The organism is Streptomyces sp. NPDC051664 (genome assembly GCF_044453545.1).
Lineage (GTDB): Bacteria > Actinomycetota > Actinomycetes > Streptomycetales > Streptomycetaceae > Streptomyces.
Genome location: NZ_JBITCU010000052.1, coordinates 12,013 through 30,173 on the forward strand (window position 1 = coordinate 12,013; position 18,161 = coordinate 30,173).

Consider the following 18,161-nt stretch of genomic DNA (forward strand, 5'->3'; position numbering starts at 1 on the left):
GGCGAGGCGCGGGGCCTCCCCGGAGGCTCCCGTTTCCGGCCGAGCACCGCCCTGTACGAAACCGTCCCGAAAGCCCCGGCTTCGCTCCCGGGCGCCCCGTCGCTCCCCGCGTCGGCCGACTGGTCGCCGTCGCTGGACGGCGCACCGGAAGCGTTGCCCCGCAGCACCGTGAAGCGGTGGGGGCGGAGGGGCCGGAAATGACAGGGGGGGCTGATGGGGAGTTCCCCATCAGCCCCCCCTGCGACCGAAAGCTACTTCACCGGCTCCGGTTCCGGTGCACTCTCGGACTCCGGCTCGCCCGCCGGGTCCGCCGGGATCTTCACCGAGTCGAGCAGCAGCTGCGAGACGTCGACCACCTGGACCGACTCCTTCGCCTTGCCGTCGTTCTTCTTGCCGTTGACCGAGTCGGTCAGCATGACGAGGCAGAACGGGCAGGCGGTGGAGACGATGTCCGGGTTGAGGGAGAGGGCTTCGTCGACGCGCTCGTTGTTGATGCGCTTGCCGATCCGCTCCTCCATCCACATCCGGGCACCACCGGCGCCGCAGCAGAAGCCGCGCTCCTTGTGGCGGTGCATCTCCTCGTTCCGCAGACCCGGCACCTTCGCGATGATCTCGCGAGGCGGCGTGTAGATCTTGTTGTGCCGGCCCAGGTAGCACGGGTCGTGGTACGTGATCAGGCCCTCGACCGGGGTCACCGGGATCAGCTTGCCTTCGTCCACCAGGTGCTGGAGCAGCTGCGTGTGGTGGATGACCTCGTACTCGCCGCCGAGCTGCGGGTACTCGTTCGCGATGGTGTTGAAGCAGTGCGGGCAGGTCGCGACGATCTTCTTGGACGACTTGGGCTTCTTCGTCGTCTCGTCCTCGTCGTCCTCGCCGAACGCCATGTTCAGCATCGCGACGTTCTCCTGGCCGAGCTGCTGGAAAAGCGGCTCGTTGCCCAGGCGGCGGGCCGAGTCACCCGTGCACTTCTCGTCGCCGCCCATGATCGCGAACTTCACGCCCGCGATGTGCAGCAGCTCGGCGAAGGCCTTGGTGGTCTTCTTGGCCCGGTCCTCCAGGGCTCCGGCGCAGCCGACCCAGTAGAGGTAGTCGATCTCCGACAGGTCCTCGACGTCCTTGCCGACGATCGGGACCTCGAAGTCGACCTCCTTGGTCCACTCGACGCGCTGCTTCTTGGCGAGCCCCCAGGGGTTGCCCTTCTTCTCCAGGTTCTTGAGCATCGTGCCCGCCTCGGACGGGAACGCGGACTCGATCATCACCTGGTAGCGGCGCATGTCGACGATGTGGTCGATGTGCTCGATGTCGACCGGGCACTGCTCCACGCACGCACCGCAGGTGGTGCAGGACCAGAGCACGTCCGGGTCGATGACGCCGTTCTCCTCGACCGTGCCGATGAGGGGGCGTTCGGCCTCGGCGAGGGCGGCGGCCGGGACGTCCTTCAGCTGTTCCTCGGACGCCTTCTCGTTGCCCTCCATGTCCTTGCCGCCACCGGCGAGCAGGTACGGGGCCTTGGCGTGCGCGTGGTCACGCAGCGACATGATCAGGAGCTTCGGGGAGAGCGGCTTGCCGGTGTTCCAGGCGGGGCACTGCGACTGGCAGCGACCGCACTCCGTGCACGTGGAGAAGTCGAGGATGCCCTTCCAGGAGAACTGCTCGACCTGGGAGACACCGAAGACGTCGTCCTCGCCCGGGTCCTCGAAGTCGATCTCCTTGCCGCCGGAGGTCATCGGCTGCAGCGCGCCGAGCGCGACCGCGCCGTCCGCGTTCCGCTTGAACCAGATGTTCGGGAAGGCGAGGAAGCGGTGCCAGGCAACACCCATGTTGGTGTTGAGCGAGACCGTGATCATCCAGATCAGCGAGACGCCGATCTTGATCATCGCGGTGAAGTAGATGAGGTTCTGGAGCGCGCCGAGGCCGAGTCCCTTGAAGGCGAGGACCAGGGGGTACGAGACGAAGTACGCGGCCTCGTAGCCCTCCACGTGGTGGATCGCGCCCTCGAGACCACGCAGGGTCAGGATCGCCAGGCCGATGACGAGGATGACGTACTCGACGAAGTACGCCTGCCAGGCCTTGGAACCCGCGAACCGGGACTTGCGGCCGGCCCGGGAGGGCAGGTTCAGCAGCCGGATGGCGATCAGTACGAGGATGCCGACCGTCGTCATGAGGCCGATGAACTCGATGTAGAGCTCGAACGGCAGCCATTCGCCGATGATCGGCAGCACCCAGTCGGCCTTGAAGAGCTGTCCGTACGCCTGGAGCAGCGTCGGCGGCAGCGTCAGGAAGCCGATGGCGACGAACCAGTGCGCGAAGCCGACGATCCCCCACCGGTTCATCCGGGTATGGCCGAGGAACTCCTTGGCCAGGGTGATGGTGCGCTGCTTCGGGTTGTCGGTGCGGCTGCCTGCCGGGACCGGCTGTCCGAGTTTGACGAACCGGTAGATCTGCGCGACGGCTCGGGCGATGAGCGCAACGCCGACCACAGTCAGCACCAGCGACACGATGATCGCGGCGAGTTGCATTTGGGGGCTCCTCGGGCCTGCGAGGGTGGGATCCGGCACTTGTGGGACGTGTCGGAGTACAAGCGATTACTAAGCAGTAACTTAATCAGTCTGTGCTGACACTATCCACTTATTCCGCCGCGCTGTAGCCGCGCAGTCGGTGATCTGTGTCGCTCAGGTGTGCCTTGCCGCGGTGGGTGAGCCCGCGGACCGCGGCGCGCAGCGGAATGTGTACCGCCGCCGCCAGGATCCTCAGATCGAGTCCCAGCCAGTGGTGCTCGGCGTAGTGCTGGTCGAGCAGGGCCGGTTCGTCCCACGGCATCCCGGAGCGGGAGCGGACCTGGGCCAGGCCGGTCAGGCCGGGTCTCAGCTCCTGCCGCCAGTGTTGCGCGGCGGCCCCGTCCCCGGCGCCGCCGGTCGTTCCGTCGGCGGTCCCGGTCCGCTCGTCGTCCGGGGGGAGCGGTTCCGGTCCGACGAGGGAGAGCTCTCCCCGCACGACATGGGGCAGCCGGGAGAGCAGGTCGATACGCAGCCGGCGGGTGCGCAGGGTGCGCAGCACGAAGGGCCGGCCGGCCAGGCCGATCCGCACGGAGCGGGTCAGTACGCCGCCGGGGGGCCGCCGTGCGGCGAGCGTGACGGCTCCCGCGACGAGCAGGGGGGCGGCCAGGACGAGCAGGACCGAGCCGAGGGCCAGATCCAGCGCGCGCTTCGCCGTCATCTGCGTCTGCATCGTGCACACCTGCCGGGTGGGACGGGTTGGATGCCGGTTTTGTGCATCTCGCGGCATTTTGTGACAGAACGATCCCATGCGGCGATGATGGAGCGGGGCGTGTGGGCCGTCGGGTCGGCAGGTGTCACCCTCGATCGCCGGTAGTGGTTGCCGGACATGTGCCCGGATATGTACCCCTCGCATCGCGGAGAAACCGCAGGTGGCGCGAGGTTTGTGCACGATAGTTGAGTCGACCCCACTCAGGTCTGTTGACTCTGGGGCGGGTGTCATGCATCCTTGAGTCAGATCCACTCAAGTAGTCAGTTGGAGGAATTGAAATGGCACGTGCGGTCGGCATCGACCTGGGCACGACTAACTCCGTCGTCAGCGTTCTCGAAGGCGGCGAGCCCACCGTCATCACCAACGCCGAAGGCGCCAGGACCACGCCGTCCGTCGTCGCCTTCGCGAAGAACGGCGAGGTGCTGGTCGGCGAGGTCGCCAAGCGTCAGGCGGTGACCAACGTCGACAGGACCATCCGGTCGGTCAAGCGCCACATGGGCACCGACTGGAAGATCGACCTCGACGGCAAGAGCTTCAACCCGCAGCAGATGAGCGCCTTCATCCTGCAGAAGCTGAAGCGCGACGCGGAGTCGTACCTGGGCGAGAAGGTCACCGACGCGGTGATCACGGTCCCGGCGTACTTCAACGACTCCGAGCGTCAGGCGACGAAGGAGGCCGGCGAGATCGCGGGCCTGAACGTCCTGCGTATCGTCAACGAGCCGACCGCCGCCGCGCTGGCGTACGGGCTCGACAAGGACGACCAGACGATCCTCGTCTTCGACCTCGGTGGCGGCACCTTCGACGTGTCGCTTCTGGAGATCGGCGACGGTGTCGTCGAGGTGAAGGCCACCAACGGTGACAACCACCTCGGTGGTGACGACTGGGACCAGCGCGTCGTCGACTACCTGGTGAAGCAGTTCGCCAACGGTCACGGTGTGGACCTGTCCAAGGACAAGATGGCTCTCCAGCGTCTCCGCGAGGCCGCGGAGAAGGCGAAGATCGAGCTGTCCTCCTCGACGGAGACCACGATCAACCTGCCCTACATCACGGCATCCGCCGAGGGCCCGCTGCACCTGGACGAGAAGCTCACGCGCGCCCAGTTCCAGCAGCTCACCGCGGACCTCCTGGAGCGCTGCAAGAACCCGTTCCACAACGTCATCAAGGACGCGGGCATCCAGCTCTCCGAGATCGACCACGTCGTTCTCGTCGGTGGCTCGACCCGTATGCCGGCCGTCGCCGAGCTCGTCAAGGAGCTGACCGGTGGCCAGGAGGCCAACAAGGGTGTGAACCCGGACGAGGTCGTCGCCATCGGTGCCTCGCTCCAGGCCGGTGTCCTCAAGGGTGAGGTCAAGGACGTCCTGCTCCTCGACGTCACGCCGCTGTCCCTCGGTATCGAGACCAAGGGCGGCATCATGACGAAGCTCATCGAGCGCAACACCACGATCCCGACCAAGCGGTCCGAGATCTTCACGACGGCCGAGGACAACCAGCCGTCGGTGCAGATCCAGGTCTACCAGGGCGAGCGCGAGATCGCGGCGTACAACAAGAAGCTCGGCATGTTCGAGCTGACCGGTCTGCCGCCGGCCCCGCGTGGTGTCCCGCAGATCGAGGTCGCGTTCGACATCGACGCCAACGGCATCATGCACGTCGCTGCCAAGGACCTCGGCACCGGCAAGGAGCAGAAGATGACCGTCACCGGTGGCTCCTCGCTGCCGAAGGACGAGGTCAACCGGATGCGTGAGGAGGCCGAGCAGTACGCGGAGGAGGACCACCGCCGTCGCGAGGCCGCCGAGTCCCGCAACCAGGGCGAGCAGCTCGTCTACCAGACGGAGAAGTTCCTCAAGGACAACGAGGACAAGGTCCCCGGTGACGTGAAGACGGAGGTGGAGGCCGCGCTCACCGAGCTGAAGGAGAAGCTCAAGGGCGAGGACACCGCCGAGATCCGTACCGCCACCGAGAAGGTCGCGGCCGTCTCGCAGAAGCTGGGCCAGGCGATGTACGCCAACGCACAGGCCGAGGGCGGCCCGCAGGGTGACCCGCAGCCCGGCCAGGCGCACGCCGACGGCGCGGACGACGTCGTCGACGCCGAGATCGTGGACGACGAGCGGGACGCCAAGGGCGGTGCGGTGTGACCGAGGAGACTCCGGGCTTCGAGGAGAAGCCTGACGTCCCCTCCGGCGCCACCCCTGACGGAGCTGAGCCGAAGGACGCCGCCCCCTCTTCGGAGGAGGGAGCGTCCCCGGCCGGGGACTCAGTACAGACAGTCGGCCTCACCGCCCAGCTGGACCAGGTCCGCACCGCGCTCGCCGAGCGCACGGGCGACCTCCAGCGGCTCCAGGCCGAGTACCAGAACTACCGCCGCCGCGTCGAGCGGGACCGGGTCACGGTCAAGGAGATCGCTGTCGCGGGTCTCCTGTCCGAGCTCCTGCCCGTGCTCGACGACGTCGGTCGCGCCAGGGAACACGGCGAGCTCGTGGGCGGGTTCAAGTCGGTGGCCGAATCGCTCGAGACGATCGTCGCCAAGCTGGGCCTGCAGCAGTTCGGCAAGGAGGGCGAGCCCTTCGACCCGACGGTCCACGAGGCGCTGATGCACTCGTACGCGCCGGACGTCACCGAGACGACCTGCGTGGCGATCCTCCAGCCGGGGTATCGCATCGGCGAGCGCACCATCCGCCCCGCGCGGGTGGCGGTGGCCGAACCTCAGCCGGGGGCGGCCCCTGCGGCGGCGAAGGAAGAGAAGACAGACGACGAGGAGAGCGGTGGCACCGAGGAGGTCTGACATTTCGTCCGACCACCGCGGGGCCCACCGTCTGCCCCGGCGACCGGCCCTCGGGCCGGTCGCCCGGCCGATCGTCCGGAAGGAGGGACGTCGATGAGCACGAAGGACTTCGTCGAGAAGGACTACTACAAGGTCCTCGGCGTCCCCAAGGACGCCACCGACGCCGAGATCAAGAAGGCGTACCGCAAGCTCGCCCGCGAGTTCCACCCGGACGCGAACAAGGGCGACGACAAGGCGGAGGAGCGCTTCAAGGAGATCTCCGAGGCCAATGACATCCTCGGCGACTCCAAGAAGCGCAAGGAGTACGACGAGGCGCGCGCCCTCTTCGGCAACGGCGGCTTCCGGGCCGGTCCCGGTGGTGGCGGAGGCAACTTCAACTTCGACCTGGGCGACCTCTTCGGAGGTACCCAGGGCGGCGGAGCCGGCGGCCCCGGTGGTTTCGGTGGCGGTGGCGGCGGTCTCGGCGATGTATTCGGCGGCCTGTTCAACCGGGGCGGCGGTGCGGGGACACGTGTGCAGCCGCGCCGCGGCCAGGACATCGAGTCAGAGGTGACGCTCAGCTTCACCGAGGCGGTCGACGGGGCCACGGTCCCGCTGCGGATGTCCAGCCAGGCGCCCTGCAAGGCGTGTTCGGGCACCGGCGACAAGAACGGCACCCCGAGGGTCTGCCCGACCTGTGTCGGCACCGGCCAGGTGTCGCGTGGCAGCGGCGGCGGGTTCTCGCTCACCGATCCCTGCGTGGACTGCAAGGGCCGGGGCCTCATCGCCCAGGACCCGTGCGATGTCTGCAAGGGCAGTGGGCGGGCGCGTTCGTCGCGCACCATGCAGGTCAGGATCCCGGCGGGCGTCTCCGACGGTCAGCGGATCCGGCTGCGCGGCAAGGGCGCTCCGGGCGAGCGTGGCGGCCCGGCCGGCGATCTGTACGTCGTCGTCCATGTCGACGCCCACCCGGTCTTCGGCCGCAGGGACGACAACCTCACGGTCACCGTGCCCGTCACCTTCGTGGAGGCGGCGCTCGGCGGCGAGGTGAAGGTCCCCACGCTCGGCGGACCTCCGGTCACCCTGAAACTGCCGGCCGGTACCCCCAACGGGCGTACGATGCGCGCCCGGGGCAAGGGTGCGGTGCGCAAGGACGGCACCCGGGGCGACCTGTTGGTCACCGTCGAGGTGGCCGTGCCGAAGGAACTGGGTCCCGAGGCGCAGGACGCGCTGGAGGCCTACCGGAAGGCGACCGCGGGGGAGGACCCGCGGGCGGAGCTGTTCCAGGCCGCGAAGGGAGCATGATGTGGACGGCCGACGACGTAATCCGTACCAACTGACCGATGACTCACCGGTGTACGTGATCTCGATCGCGGCCCAGCTCTCGGGCCTGCATCCGCAGACACTGCGCCAGTACGACCGCCTCGGTCTGGTCTCCCCGGACCGCACGGCCGGCCGCGGCCGGCGCTACTCGGCCCGCGACATCGAGCTGCTGCGCACCGTGCAGCAGCTGTCGCAGGACGAGGGCATCAACCTGGCGGGCATCAAGCGCATCATCGAGCTGGAGAACCAGGTGGCCGCGCTCCAGCAGCGCGTCGCCGAACTCTCCGCGGCAGTGGACGGCGCGGCGGCGGCGATGCAGCAGCGCGAGGCGCAGGTGCATGCGTCGTACCGGCGTGATCTGGTGCCGTATCAGGATGTGCAGCAGACCAGTGCGTTGGTGGTCTGGCGGCCGAAGAGGCCGAAGGAATAGGCGCGGTTACGGCGCACGTAAGACGGCCGAGGCCCGTCACCCGGAAACGGGTGGCGGGCCTTCCGCGTCGGTGCGGGCGGCGGCGCCGTCCGGGTCGGCGATGCCCGACTGGATGATGAGCGCGCCCAGATGCGTCCGGCTGGAGGCGTTGAGTGCCTGCATGAGTTTGGCGATGTGGGACCGGCAGGTGCGGACGCTGACGCCCAGCTTGCGGGCCACCGCGTCGTCGACGTGGCCCTCGACCAGAAGGCGCGCGATGCTGCGTTGTACGGCGGTGACGGGGGTGCCGGGGGACGATGCGGGCAGTTGCTGGGTGAGGGGAGTGGCCTGCGCCCACAGGACCTCGTACATCTGGATCAGGAAGCGGATCAGGGCGGGGTGGCGGATTTCCAGGGCGACGTCCCGCACGGCGTTTGCGGGAATGAAGGCGACCGCGTGGTCGAAGATGAGTAGTCGTTCCACGGTCTGTTCGACGGTGCGTACCTGGAGGCGATCCGCGGGGACCTGGGCCAGGTATTCCTTGAGTCGGGGAGCGTACCGGGCCGAGTGCTGGTAGATGTGTCGCAGGCTGGCCCCTTGCTCGATCATGGACAGGGCGCGGGGCAGCGCCTCCGGCATTTGATTGAAGGGTCTGGTGCTGCCTGGCTGCATCGTCAGCACCTCCCTCGATGCTCCCGCCGTCGCGTCGCCGACGGCTGCCCTGATTTGTGGCTTTCCCTCGATGACGGTGATGGCGAGGTTGGGGTCCTCACTGACCACCGAAGCCAGGGGGGCCAGCGAGTCCGCGAGGGCCGCGGTGCGCCTTATCCGTTCGTGGATCTCGCGGGTGACGGGCTGCAGCAGATGTGCCAGGGCGGCGGACGGTGGCACGGGGCGCATCCACGCGTCGTCCCGGGGGTCGGGGTGGACCAGTGCCATGTCGATGAGGCACGGGGCTGGTGCGAGGTCGGCGCGTGGGATCCGCCCCTTGCGGAGTGCCTCGGCGTAGAGCTGGATCGCGGAGTCGCACAGCTCTCGCGCATCATGCGGGTGGACCGGAACTTCCCTGTCTACGGCCATCTGAGGGCCCCCCACTTTTTACAGTGCAACAAGCTGACGGTGGTGGAAGCGTAGTCATTGGGGGAGTGTTGCTGTGTCGGGGGTGATGAACTCCTCGGGAGCACAAGGGTCATGGGGTCGTGGCTGTGTTCTCCCCCGTTGCGCGGTCACGGCTCGCCGTCACGAAGGAAGCAGGTCGGACGCCATGTCGAACACCGACACACACAGTGGTTGCGCAGCGGCGATGCACGCGGCGGGTCAGTGATCCTGCTCAAGGATCCCGGACTGCGCTATCAGGTAGCCGAGTTGCGCACGACTGTTGCTGCCGAGCGCGGAGCTGAGCTTGGCGATGTGCGCGCGGCAGGTGCGTACGTTCATGCCGAGACGGCGGGCGATGGCCTCGTCGACATGGCCCTCCACCAGCAGCTTCGCGATCGAATGACGTACGCCGGAGATGCCTTCGGGGGTGGGTTCGTAGGGGACTTCATCCTGCAGCGGGACCGCGCGTCGCCAGAACTGCTCGAAGACCTTGACGAGGTACTCCACCATGCCCGGGTGCCTTAGCTCCAGCGCCACTTGCCGGTCGTCCGTGGCAGGGATGAATGCGACCGTGTGGTCGAAGATCATCAGCCGTTCGATGAGCTCTTCGAGGGTGCGGATCTCCACCTTGTCCGAGGCCATGCGCGCCGCGTAGCTGAGGGTTCCGTGGCTGTGCCGGACGGTGTGCTGGTAGAGGGAGCGCATGCCTACGCCACGCTGGGTGAGCATGTTCCCGCGCTCCACCGCGATGTTGAGGGCGCCCTCGCTGCGACCGCCGCCCGGCTGGATGGTGAGTACTTCCGACCGGCACTCGGCCATGGCGAGCTCGATGGACGCATTGATGCGGTCGATGCCTTCGAGCACCGTGATCGCGTGCGTGGTCGGCGGTGTCTGGGCGCTGATGGCCATGAACGGTTCAAAAGCATCGGTCAGCTCGACCGAGAGCCGTCTTCGGTCCTGGATCTCCCGCTCTATCGGGTGGAGCCGCTGTGTCAGCGCGGCGGCCGGCGGCACCGGCCGGAGCCAGGTGGCGTCGTCGGGATCGGGATGAAGCAGCGCGAATTCCAGGAGGCAGGGGGCGGACCCCACCTCGGTGCGAGCTATCTTGCCCACGCTCAGCGCGCTCGCGTAAAGCCGTGCCCCCTCGTCACACAGAGCGCTGACAGGGTGGGGATGTGTCGCATTTTTGCTTTTTGTGGTCAATTCTCCACCCCCCAGGAACATGAATCAGCAGGAACATGATGCATCGCTTCTGTGGCATTGACGTGCCTGGATGAGCAATCGTCTAGTTCTGCGGGGGAGAGGAAACCTTGGAAGTGAGGACGAAGCCGACTATGGGTAAGAAAATGCTTCGCTCGGTGCTTGCTGCGGCCTTCTCCGCCGGGCTGACGTTCGGAGCGCTGAGCGCCATGGACCTGGCTTGGGACAGTACGCCCAGTGAGGCGGCGGGCGTGCAGGTTCAAGCCGTGGCGCCGCCCGACCTGGCTTGGGACAGCATTCCAGTGAATCTGGCGGGCGCATGACCATCCCGCCGGACGACCGGGTTTTCCGGCGGGAGATGGCCTCCGCATACCGCTCAGGGTGGCACTTCATCGATCTGCTCACGGCACTCCCCCGCCATGGCGATTCGTTGATGGTCACCCTGCTCGGGGAGCCGATCGTCGTCGTCCTGGAGGACGACGAAGAGGTTCGCGCCTACCGATGCCTTCGTCGCCCCCGCGGGGCGCCGCAGCCCGTTCGTTGTGCCATCCGGTACGGAATGATCTTCGTCAACCTCGATCAGCGTGACCACCAGCTGATCGAACCCGAAACCATCACCGCCACCCCCCGCAGTGCCTGAGCGATCCCCCGTCGTTCCATGTCGCTCAGACACTTCCCCCACACAGCGGCGCCATCGTGACCTGAACACGGTGGCGCCGCTGTGCTGTCCGGGTTCGGGCGGCCGGGAGCTGCCGGCGGTCAGGCCGTGCGGACCGGTGCGCCCCTCCCGAGGGCCCGGTCGAGGGTGATCTCGATGACGACCCGGTCCGGGTTGGGTGCCGGGGTGCGCTCGTAGCGTTCCGCGTAGCGGCGTACGGCGTCGTCGACCACATCCTGTTCCGTGCGGATCGTGGCGCGGCCCTCCAGCGTCGCCCAGCGGCCCCGGTCGACCTGGCAGACCGCCACCCGTGCCCCGTCCGGGCCGGCGGCCAGGACGTGGGCGACCTTTCTGCTGCTCTTGTTGGTGATGATGCGCGCGAGCCCGGCCTCGGGGTCGTACGTCACACCGACCGGCACCACGTGAGGGGTGCCGTCGGGGCGGAGGGTGGTCAGGGTGCACACGTGGTACTCGCGCCAGAAGGCGAGGTACTCGGGGCTGGGGTTGCGTACGTCTACGGCCATGAGCAAAGGGTAGGCAGCCGTCGCCCGGCCCTGCGGTGGCGCAGGGGTTGTCCGGCCGGTTGACTCGGACACGAGCGGGTTTCTGTCGGTGGTTGCTGCCGGAGTCCGGTGGTTTTCGCCAGGATCCCGCCTTGAGTGGAATAGACTCAACTTTGTGGACGTTGACTGAGTCAGTTGTCGCGAAGGATGGGACGGACCAGCCACCGCAAGGAGGAGAGAGCGCACGTGGACGCCGAGCTGACCAACAAGAGCCGGGACGCCATCAATGCGGCCACCAGCAGGGCCGTGAAGGACGGGCACGCCGATCTGACCCCGGGGCACCTGCTGCTCGCTCTGCTGGAGGGCGAGGACAACGAGAACATCACCGACCTGCTGGCCGCCGTCGACGCCGACCAGGTCGCCGTACGGACCCAGACGGACCGGCTGCTGGCGTCGCTGCCCAGCGTCACCGGGGCGACCGTCGCCCCGCCGCAGCCCAACCGTGAGCTGCTCGCCGTCATCGCCGACGCCGCGCAGCGCGCGAAGGAGCTCGGCGACGACTACCTCTCCACCGAGCATCTGCTGATCGGTATCGCGGCCGAGGGCGGCCGCGCCGGTGAGATCCTCACCCAGCAGGGTGCCAGTGCGAAGAAGCTGCTGGACGCATTCGAGAAGAGCAGGGGAGGGCGCCGGGTGACCACACCCGACCCGGAGGGCCAGTACAAGGCCCTGGAGAAGTTCGGTACCGACTTCACGGCGGCCGCGCGCGAGGGCAAGCTCGACCCTGTCATCGGGCGTGACCACGAGATCCGGCGCGTCGTGCAGGTCCTGTCGCGGCGTACGAAGAACAACCCCGTGCTCATCGGCGAGCCCGGCGTCGGCAAGACGGCCGTCGTCGAAGGGCTCGCTCAGCGCATCGTCAAGGGCGACGTGCCCGAGAGCCTGAGGAACAAGCGGCTCGTCTCGCTGGACCTCGGGGCCATGGTCGCCGGGGCCAAGTACCGCGGTGAGTTCGAGGAGCGGCTGAAGTCCGTCCTCTCCGAGATCAAGGAGAGCGACGGGCAGATCATCACGTTCATCGACGAGCTGCACACCGTCGTGGGCGCCGGGGCGGGCGGCGACTCCGCCATGGACGCCGGCAACATGCTCAAGCCGATGCTGGCCCGTGGTGAGCTGCGGATGGTCGGCGCGACGACGCTCGACGAGTACCGCGAGCGCATCGAGAAGGACGCCGCCCTGGAGCGCCGCTTCCAGCAGGTTCTGGTCGCCGAACCGTCCGTCGAGGACACCATCGCGATCCTGCGCGGGCTCAAGGGACGGTACGAGGCGCACCACAAGGTGCAGATCGCGGACTCCGCGCTGGTCGCCGCCGCGACCCTGTCCGACCGCTACATCACCTCCCGCTTCCTCCCCGACAAGGCCATCGACCTGGTCGACGAGGCGGCGTCCCGGCTGCGCATGGAGATCGACTCCTCGCCCGTCGAGATCGACGAACTGCAGCGCGCCGTCGACCGCCTGCGGATGGAGGAGCTGGCGCTGAAGAACGAGACCGATGCCGCTTCCGTCCAGCGTCTGGAGAAGCTCCGCCGCGACCTCGCCGACAAGGAGGAGGAGCTGCGCGGCCTCACCGCCCGCTGGGAGAAGGAGAAGCAGAGCCTCAACCGCGTCGGTGAGCTGAAGGAGCGCCTCGACGACCTGCGCGGCCAGGCCGAACGCGCCCAGCGCGACGGCGACTTCGACACCGCCTCCAAGCTGCTGTACGGGGAGATCCCGGGCCTGGAGCGGGAGCTCGCGGAGGCCGACGAGGCGGAGCAGGAGGCCGCCAAGGACACCATGGTCAAGGAGGAGGTCGGCCCGGACGACATCGCCGATGTCGTCGGCGCCTGGACGGGCATCCCGGCCGGACGGCTCCTGGAGGGCGAGACGCAGAAGCTGCTGCGCATGGAGGACGAGCTGGGCAGGCGGCTGATCGGCCAGACCGAGGCCGTGCAGGCGGTGTCGGACGCGGTACGCCGCACCAGGGCCGGTATCGCCGACCCGGACCGGCCCACCGGATCGTTCCTCTTCCTCGGCCCGACCGGTGTCGGCAAGACCGAGCTGGCGAAGGCGCTCGCCGACTTCCTGTTCGACGACGAGCGGGCCATGGTCCGCATCGACATGAGCGAGTACGGCGAGAAGCACAGCGTCGCCAGGCTGGTCGGTGCCCCGCCCGGCTACGTGGGGTACGAGGAGGGCGGCCAGCTCACGGAGGCGGTCCGCCGCCGTCCGTACAGCGTCATCCTGCTGGACGAGGTGGAGAAGGCCCACCCCGAGGTCTTCGACATCCTGCTCCAGGTGCTCGACGATGGCCGGCTCACCGACGGCCAGGGCCGGACGGTGGACTTCCGCAACACCATCCTGGTACTGACGTCGAACCTGGGCAGCCAGTTCCTGGTCGATCCGTTGATGAAGCCGGAGGAGAAGAAGGCGCGGGTCCTGGAGGCCGTACGCGCCTCGTTCAAGCCGGAGTTCCTCAACCGGCTCGACGACCTGGTGGTCTTCTCCGCCCTCTCCGGCGACGAGCTCGCGCACATCGCCGCGCTCCAGATCGACCGGCTCGCCAAGCGGCTGGCCGACCGGCGGCTCACCCTCGACGTCACCCCGGCCGCGCTGGCCTGGCTGGCGAAGGAGGGCAACGACCCGGCGTACGGGGCGCGGCCGCTCCGTCGCCTCATCCAGACCGCGATCGGTGACCGGCTCGCGAAGGAGATCCTCGCGGGCGAGGTCAGGGACGGCGACACCGTACGGGTGGACGTGTTCGGGGAGGACGAGGAGGCCGGCCTGATCGTGGGCGCCGTGCGGTGACGGACCCGGCGGGCGGACGCCGAACGGGCTGACGTGCACGAGGGCGGTGTCCTCCGTCCTCGTACACGGCTGTCCGGGCCCGCAAAAGTCCGTCCGAGTGTTCCTTCCATGACATTCCCTCCTCCGGACCGGCCCCCCCCGGAGCACCGCGCGGGCCGGATCGTGTCAGCCTGTAGCTGATCGGCCCAGCTGGGGGTTGCCATCCCCCGCCTGCCATGGGGGAGGATGGCGGCAACCGTACGAAGGGAAATTCACGGTGAGCATCGACCCGTCCTCGATTCCGAATTTCGGGGGCCAGCCCGAACCGCAGGCGGCAGGACCGGAGGGCCCCGTCGTCCCTGACCAGGACCTCGTCAAGCAGCTCCTCGAGCAGATGGAGCTGAAGTACGTCGTCGACGACGAGGGCGACCTCGCGGCGCCGTGGGAAGAGTTCCGCACGTACTTCATGTTCCGTGGTGAGGACGAGCAGCAGGTCTTCTCGGTGCGTACGTTCTACGACCGCCCCCACGCCATGGACCAGCGTCCGGTCCTCCTCGACGCGATCGACGACTGGAACCGCCGCACGCTGTGGCCGAAGGTCTACACGCACGTCCACGAGGCCGAGGAAGGCGCCGAGGACACCGAGACCTCGGTCCGTCTGATCGGTGAGGCGCAGATGCTCATCGGTACGGGCGTCAGCCTGGAGCACTTCGTCTCGTCGACGGTCAGCTGGGTGCGGGCCTCGATCGAGTTCGACAAGTGGCTGCTGGAGCGTCTTGGCCTGGAGCCGGCCGAGAAGAAGACCGACGGCGACGACGCGGCGCCGAGCGCCTGATCCGGAGCGCCTGCGAACGACAGCCCGGCCGGGGCGACGGTCACCACGACCGCCGCCTCCGGCCGGGCTTCTGTCGCTCCACATGCCGGACGAAGGCGAACTCCGGCATGGTGAATTCCCCTGGAGTTACAGGCCCTTGAGCCGTGAAACGGCCTCGCGCAGAACGTCCTCGCGTTTGCAGAAGGCGAATCGGACCTTGCTGCGGCCGGCCTCCTGATCGTCGTAGAAGACCGCATTGGGGATGGCGACGACCCCGCACCGCTCGGGCAGCGCGCGGCAGAAGGCGAAGCCGTCGGTCCCGCCGCCGAGCGGGCGGATGTCGGTGGTGACGAAGTACGTCCCGGCCGGCCGGTACACCTCGAAACCGGCCTCGGCGAGCCCGCCGCTCAACAGATCCCGTTTGGCCCGCAGATCCGCGCGCAGCCCCTCGAAGTAGCTGTCGGGGAGGTTCAGCGCCTCGGCGACGGCGTACTGGAACGGGCCCGCGGAGACGTACGTCAGGAACTGCTTGGCCGAGCGGACCGCCGTCACCAGCCCGGGGCTCGCGGTCACCCAGCCCACCTTCCACCCGGTGAACGAGAACGTCTTGCCCGCCGAACCGATGGTCACGGTCCGCTCGCGCATGCCGGGGAAGCCGGCGATCGGCAGGTGTTCCCCCTCGAAGACCAGGTGCTCGTACACCTCGTCGGTGACGACGAGCAGGTCCCGCTCGCAGGCAAGTTCGGCGATCGCCGCCAGCTCCTCGCGGGTCAGGACGGTGCCGGTGGGGTTGTGCGGGGTGTTGAGGAGGATCAGCCGGGTGCGGGAGGTGACGGCGGCGCGCAGCTCGTCGAGGTCGAGCCGGTACGTACCGCTCTCCGCTTCCGGGTGCAGGGTGACCGGGACGCGGGCGCCGCCCGCCATGGCGATGCAGGCGGCGTACGAGTCGTAGTACGGCTCCAGGGCGATGACCTCGTCGCCGGGTTCCACGAGGGCGAGCAGGGTGGCGGCGATGGCCTCGGTGGCGCCCGCCGTGACGAGAACTTCGGAGTCGGGGTCGTACGTGAGCGCGTACCGCCGCTGCTGATGGGCGGCGATCGCGGTGCGCAGCTCGGGGACCCCGGGGCCCGGCGGGTACTGGTTGCCGTGTCCGGCGCGCAGCGCACGGACCGCGGCCTCCCGGATCTCTTCGGGGCCGTCGGTGTCGGGGAAGCCCTGGCCGAGGTTGATGGAGCCGGTCCGTACGGCCAGCGCCGACATCTCAGCGAAGATCGTCGTGCCGAATTCGGCGAGGCGGCGGTTGAGCAGCGGTCGTCCCTGTGTCATGACCGCCATCCTGTGCCGAAGCTCTGGGGTTGCTCAACTCACCTTCGGGGATTCGCACCTGCGGCGGTACCCACAGGACCGTCGCTGAGCACGGCGAGAGTGATCGGCAGCTGTCGTTGTCTGTCGTCGTCGGCCGCCCTCGGACGGCCCACAGACGGCCCGGCCCGCTGGTGGAGTGGGCGCGGGGCCGTCCGAGGGCCTGGGCCCGCTCGGGGTCGTGCTGATCTGCCTGGCCTCCGTTCCAGTGCGCCAGGACGGTGCGCGCGAAGCGCTGGAACCGTTCCACCGGGTGTTCTTCCGTAGCCATGTTCATCTCCGTTGCCGTGACGGGTGGTCGCATGTCGTGCCCGTTGACGGCGATCCTTCGCCCGCCGGAGGGGGAGAGCCGTGAACGACTATCGGGGCGCTCACCCCAGGGTGGCCCGGGGCGATGACGGGTGCATCTGGCCGGCCCGGGTGCGCGGGTCCCGGTCCGGCACGAGGATCGGTGTACGGGTGGTGGCCGATGTCTCTCCCTGCTGAGGCCGGACTGCCGCCCGACCGGCCCGCAGGGGGGTCCTGGAGGTATGCATGCCGTCGACGATCTGGAGCGGGGCCATCAGCTTTGGCCTGGTCACGATCCCTGTCCGGGTCTCGGCTGCCGCCGAGAACCGCTCGATCTCGTTCCACCAGTACCACCTGGAGGACATGGGGCGAATCCGTACCCGGAAGGTCTGCGAGATCGATGGTGAAGTGCTCGGGCAGGACGACATCGGCAAGGGGTACGAGCTCACCAAGGACCAGACAATCCCGGTCACCGATGAAGAGCTCGACCTGATGCCGCTGCCCACCGCGAAGGCCATCGAGATCGTGGCGTTCGTCGACCGGGAATCGATCGACCCCGTCCGTATCGCAGACAGCTACTACCTCTCGGCAGATGGCGCCGTGGCCGCCAAGCCGTACGTGCTTCTACGCCGCGCGTTGGAGCGGAACTCAAAGGCGGCCATCGCCAAATTCGCGTGGCACAACAGGGAGCGCCTCGGCCTGCTCAGCGTCCGCGACGACGCCCTCGTCCTCCACTCGATGAAGTGGCCCGACGAGGTGCGCTCCCCGGACGAACTCGCCCCGGACGCCATCGACCTCGACGAGGACGAGATCCAGCGCGCCATGGAACTGATGGACTCCATGACCACCGACGACATCAGTGGCTACCGGGACCACTACCGCGATGCCCTGGAAGAGCTCATCGCCGCCAAGTCGGAGGGCAAGGAACTCCCGGAGCCGGCCGAGGGCGAGGAGCAGCAGCCCGGCCAGGTCGTCGACCTGATGGCCGCCCTGAACGCGTCCGTACAGAGGGCGAAGGCGTCCCGCGGCGAGTCCGACGAGCACGGCACGGTCCACGAGATGACGCCCCGCAAGAAGGCAGCCGCGAAGAAGACGGCGAAGAAGGCGCCTGCCAAGAAGGCTGCGGCGAAGAAGACCACGGGGAAGAAGGCGGCTGGCCGGAAGCCTCGCAGCGCCTGACTACCCGAGCACGGACAGCTCCCCCGGACCGAGGAAACGGCGGACGCATCGGACTCGCCCAGCTGCACGGATCTCGGTCCGGCGTGAGGATCGGTGTACCGGTGGTGGCTCAGATGTCCCTTCGACTGGACCGCCGCCGGACTCACGCGGGAGCGCCGTCGTGCGTCCAGGGCCCGGGGTGGTGTCAGGCGTGCCTTCCCGGCCAGATGCGAGGGGCTCGGGACGTAATGCGCTCGTCTTGGCTGCTGATCGGGCGGCTCTTGCGGCAGGGGTCGATCTTGGGTGTCGCGCATCCTTCTTGATCTCATCGTCGGAACCGGGGTCGTCACCGTGCCATCGACTCGGTGTTTCAGCGCATCTTCGGGGAAGATCACGGCCCCCAGAGGTCGCGTCCGCTGGAGTGGTGTATCGACGGCCACTCGGTGATCTCGTTTTGAGGCTATGCGGTGAGTTCGGTGGGCAGGACGGTCGCGTCGGTT

General features: G+C 68.3%; 15 protein-coding genes. 9 read left to right on the forward strand and 6 right to left on the reverse strand.

What is annotated here, in order from left to right; genetic code table 11:
* Positions 1 to 251 precede the first annotated feature (251 nt).
* Together ACIA8E_RS39440 and ACIA8E_RS39445 are read right to left on the reverse strand one after the other, a co-directional pair.
* Complete coding sequence (locus tag ACIA8E_RS39440; protein WP_399306365.1) at positions 252 to 2,519, reverse strand: (Fe-S)-binding protein; 2,268 nt, start codon at positions 2,517 to 2,519, stop codon at positions 252 to 254.
* A 109-nt stretch (positions 2,520 to 2,628) separates the two neighbouring features.
* The gene (locus tag ACIA8E_RS39445) at positions 2,629 to 3,228 is read right to left on the reverse strand and encodes a sugar transferase (protein WP_399306368.1); all 600 of its coding nucleotides are present in this window, start codon (positions 3,226 to 3,228) and stop codon (positions 2,629 to 2,631) included.
* A 317-nt stretch (positions 3,229 to 3,545) separates the two neighbouring features.
* Here ACIA8E_RS39445 and dnaK point away from each other — a divergent pair, with 317 nt between their 5' ends.
* From dnaK to ACIA8E_RS39465, 4 genes are all read left to right on the forward strand, one after another.
* Complete coding sequence (gene dnaK, locus ACIA8E_RS39450; RefSeq protein WP_399306371.1) at positions 3,546 to 5,399, forward strand: molecular chaperone DnaK; 1,854 nt, start codon at positions 3,546 to 3,548, stop codon at positions 5,397 to 5,399.
* Positions 5,396 to 6,046, forward strand: a complete 651-nt coding sequence (gene grpE / locus ACIA8E_RS39455) for a nucleotide exchange factor GrpE (RefSeq protein WP_399306374.1) — start codon at positions 5,396 to 5,398, stop codon at positions 6,044 to 6,046. Before dnaK ends, grpE begins: the two co-directional genes overlap by 4 nt.
* A 93-nt stretch (positions 6,047 to 6,139) precedes the next feature.
* Positions 6,140 to 7,330 (forward strand): molecular chaperone DnaJ, encoded by a 1,191-nt coding sequence (gene dnaJ, locus ACIA8E_RS39460; protein WP_399306377.1) that lies wholly within the window; start codon positions 6,140 to 6,142, stop codon positions 7,328 to 7,330.
* 1 nt (position 7,331) lies between these two features.
* Entirely contained in the window at positions 7,332 to 7,778 is a 447-nt protein-coding gene (locus ACIA8E_RS39465) for a heat shock protein transcriptional repressor HspR (RefSeq protein WP_030929299.1), read from the forward strand.
* Positions 7,779 to 7,814: 36 nt separating this feature from the next.
* Here the strand turns inward: ACIA8E_RS39465 and ACIA8E_RS39470 are convergent, their stop codons facing one another.
* Entirely contained in the window at positions 7,815 to 8,837 is a 1,023-nt protein-coding gene (locus ACIA8E_RS39470; protein WP_399306381.1) for a LuxR C-terminal-related transcriptional regulator, read from the reverse strand.
* Between the two features lie 237 nt (positions 8,838 to 9,074).
* Positions 9,075 to 10,079 (reverse strand): helix-turn-helix transcriptional regulator, encoded by a 1,005-nt coding sequence (locus ACIA8E_RS39475; protein WP_399306384.1) that lies wholly within the window; start codon positions 10,077 to 10,079, stop codon positions 9,075 to 9,077.
* Between the two features lie 110 nt (positions 10,080 to 10,189).
* Here ACIA8E_RS39475 and ACIA8E_RS39480 point away from each other — a divergent pair, with 110 nt between their 5' ends.
* Together ACIA8E_RS39480 and ACIA8E_RS39485 are read left to right on the forward strand one after the other, a co-directional pair.
* Complete coding sequence (locus tag ACIA8E_RS39480) at positions 10,190 to 10,378, forward strand: hypothetical protein (protein ID WP_352266733.1); 189 nt, start codon at positions 10,190 to 10,192, stop codon at positions 10,376 to 10,378.
* A complete protein-coding gene (locus ACIA8E_RS39485) occupies positions 10,375 to 10,695 on the forward strand; it encodes a hypothetical protein (RefSeq protein WP_030929305.1) in 321 nt (106 codons plus the stop codon). The genes ACIA8E_RS39480 and ACIA8E_RS39485 overlap by 4 nt, the downstream gene beginning before the upstream one ends.
* A gap of 119 nt (positions 10,696 to 10,814) precedes the next feature.
* On the opposite strand, the gene ACIA8E_RS39490 is transcribed toward ACIA8E_RS39485, so the two are convergent.
* A complete protein-coding gene (locus tag ACIA8E_RS39490; protein ID WP_030929307.1) occupies positions 10,815 to 11,237 on the reverse strand; it encodes a pyridoxamine 5'-phosphate oxidase family protein in 423 nt (140 codons plus the stop codon).
* A 225-nt stretch (positions 11,238 to 11,462) separates the two neighbouring features.
* On the opposite strand from ACIA8E_RS39490, the gene clpB reads away from it, so the two are divergent.
* Entirely contained in the window at positions 11,463 to 14,060 is a 2,598-nt protein-coding gene (clpB, locus tag ACIA8E_RS39495) for an ATP-dependent chaperone ClpB (protein ID WP_399306387.1), read from the forward strand.
* A gap of 256 nt (positions 14,061 to 14,316) precedes the next feature.
* Complete coding sequence (locus tag ACIA8E_RS39500; protein ID WP_030929311.1) at positions 14,317 to 14,874, forward strand: YbjN domain-containing protein; 558 nt, start codon at positions 14,317 to 14,319, stop codon at positions 14,872 to 14,874.
* Positions 14,875 to 15,000: 126 nt separating this feature from the next.
* Here ACIA8E_RS39500 and ACIA8E_RS39505 read toward each other — a convergent pair whose 3' ends face one another.
* The gene (locus ACIA8E_RS39505) at positions 15,001 to 16,179 is read right to left on the reverse strand and encodes a pyridoxal phosphate-dependent aminotransferase (RefSeq protein ID WP_399306390.1); all 1,179 of its coding nucleotides are present in this window, start codon (positions 16,177 to 16,179) and stop codon (positions 15,001 to 15,003) included.
* A gap of 570 nt (positions 16,180 to 16,749) precedes the next feature.
* On the opposite strand from ACIA8E_RS39505, the gene ACIA8E_RS39510 reads away from it, so the two are divergent.
* Positions 16,750 to 17,682: a Ku protein gene (locus ACIA8E_RS39510; protein WP_399306393.1), complete on the forward strand. Its 933-nt coding sequence runs from the start codon at positions 16,750 to 16,752 to the stop codon at positions 17,680 to 17,682.
* The last annotated feature ends 479 nt before the right edge of the window (positions 17,683 to 18,161 follow it).

Coding starts and splice junctions, on each gene's coding strand:
- ACIA8E_RS39510 (WP_399306393.1), top strand. CDS start 16,750: ATGCCGTCGACGATCTGGAGCGGGGCCATCAGCTTTGGCCTGGTCACG.
- ACIA8E_RS39490 (WP_030929307.1), bottom strand. CDS start 11,237: ATGGCCGTAGACGTACGCAACCCCAGCCCCGAGTACCTCGCCTTCTGG.
- ACIA8E_RS39470 (WP_399306381.1), bottom strand. CDS start 8,837: ATGGCCGTAGACAGGGAAGTTCCGGTCCACCCGCATGATGCGCGAGAG.
- dnaK (WP_399306371.1), top strand. CDS start 3,546: ATGGCACGTGCGGTCGGCATCGACCTGGGCACGACTAACTCCGTCGTC.
- ACIA8E_RS39505 (WP_399306390.1), bottom strand. CDS start 16,179: ATGACACAGGGACGACCGCTGCTCAACCGCCGCCTCGCCGAATTCGGC.
- dnaJ (WP_399306377.1), top strand. CDS start 6,140: ATGAGCACGAAGGACTTCGTCGAGAAGGACTACTACAAGGTCCTCGGC.
- ACIA8E_RS39475 (WP_399306384.1), bottom strand. CDS start 10,079: ATGTTCCTGGGGGGTGGAGAATTGACCACAAAAAGCAAAAATGCGACA.
- ACIA8E_RS39445 (WP_399306368.1), bottom strand. CDS start 3,228: ATGCAGACGCAGATGACGGCGAAGCGCGCGCTGGATCTGGCCCTCGGC.
- ACIA8E_RS39440 (WP_399306365.1), bottom strand. CDS start 2,519: ATGCAACTCGCCGCGATCATCGTGTCGCTGGTGCTGACTGTGGTCGGC.
- ACIA8E_RS39480 (WP_352266733.1), top strand. CDS start 10,190: ATGGGTAAGAAAATGCTTCGCTCGGTGCTTGCTGCGGCCTTCTCCGCC.
- ACIA8E_RS39485 (WP_030929305.1), top strand. CDS start 10,375: ATGACCATCCCGCCGGACGACCGGGTTTTCCGGCGGGAGATGGCCTCC.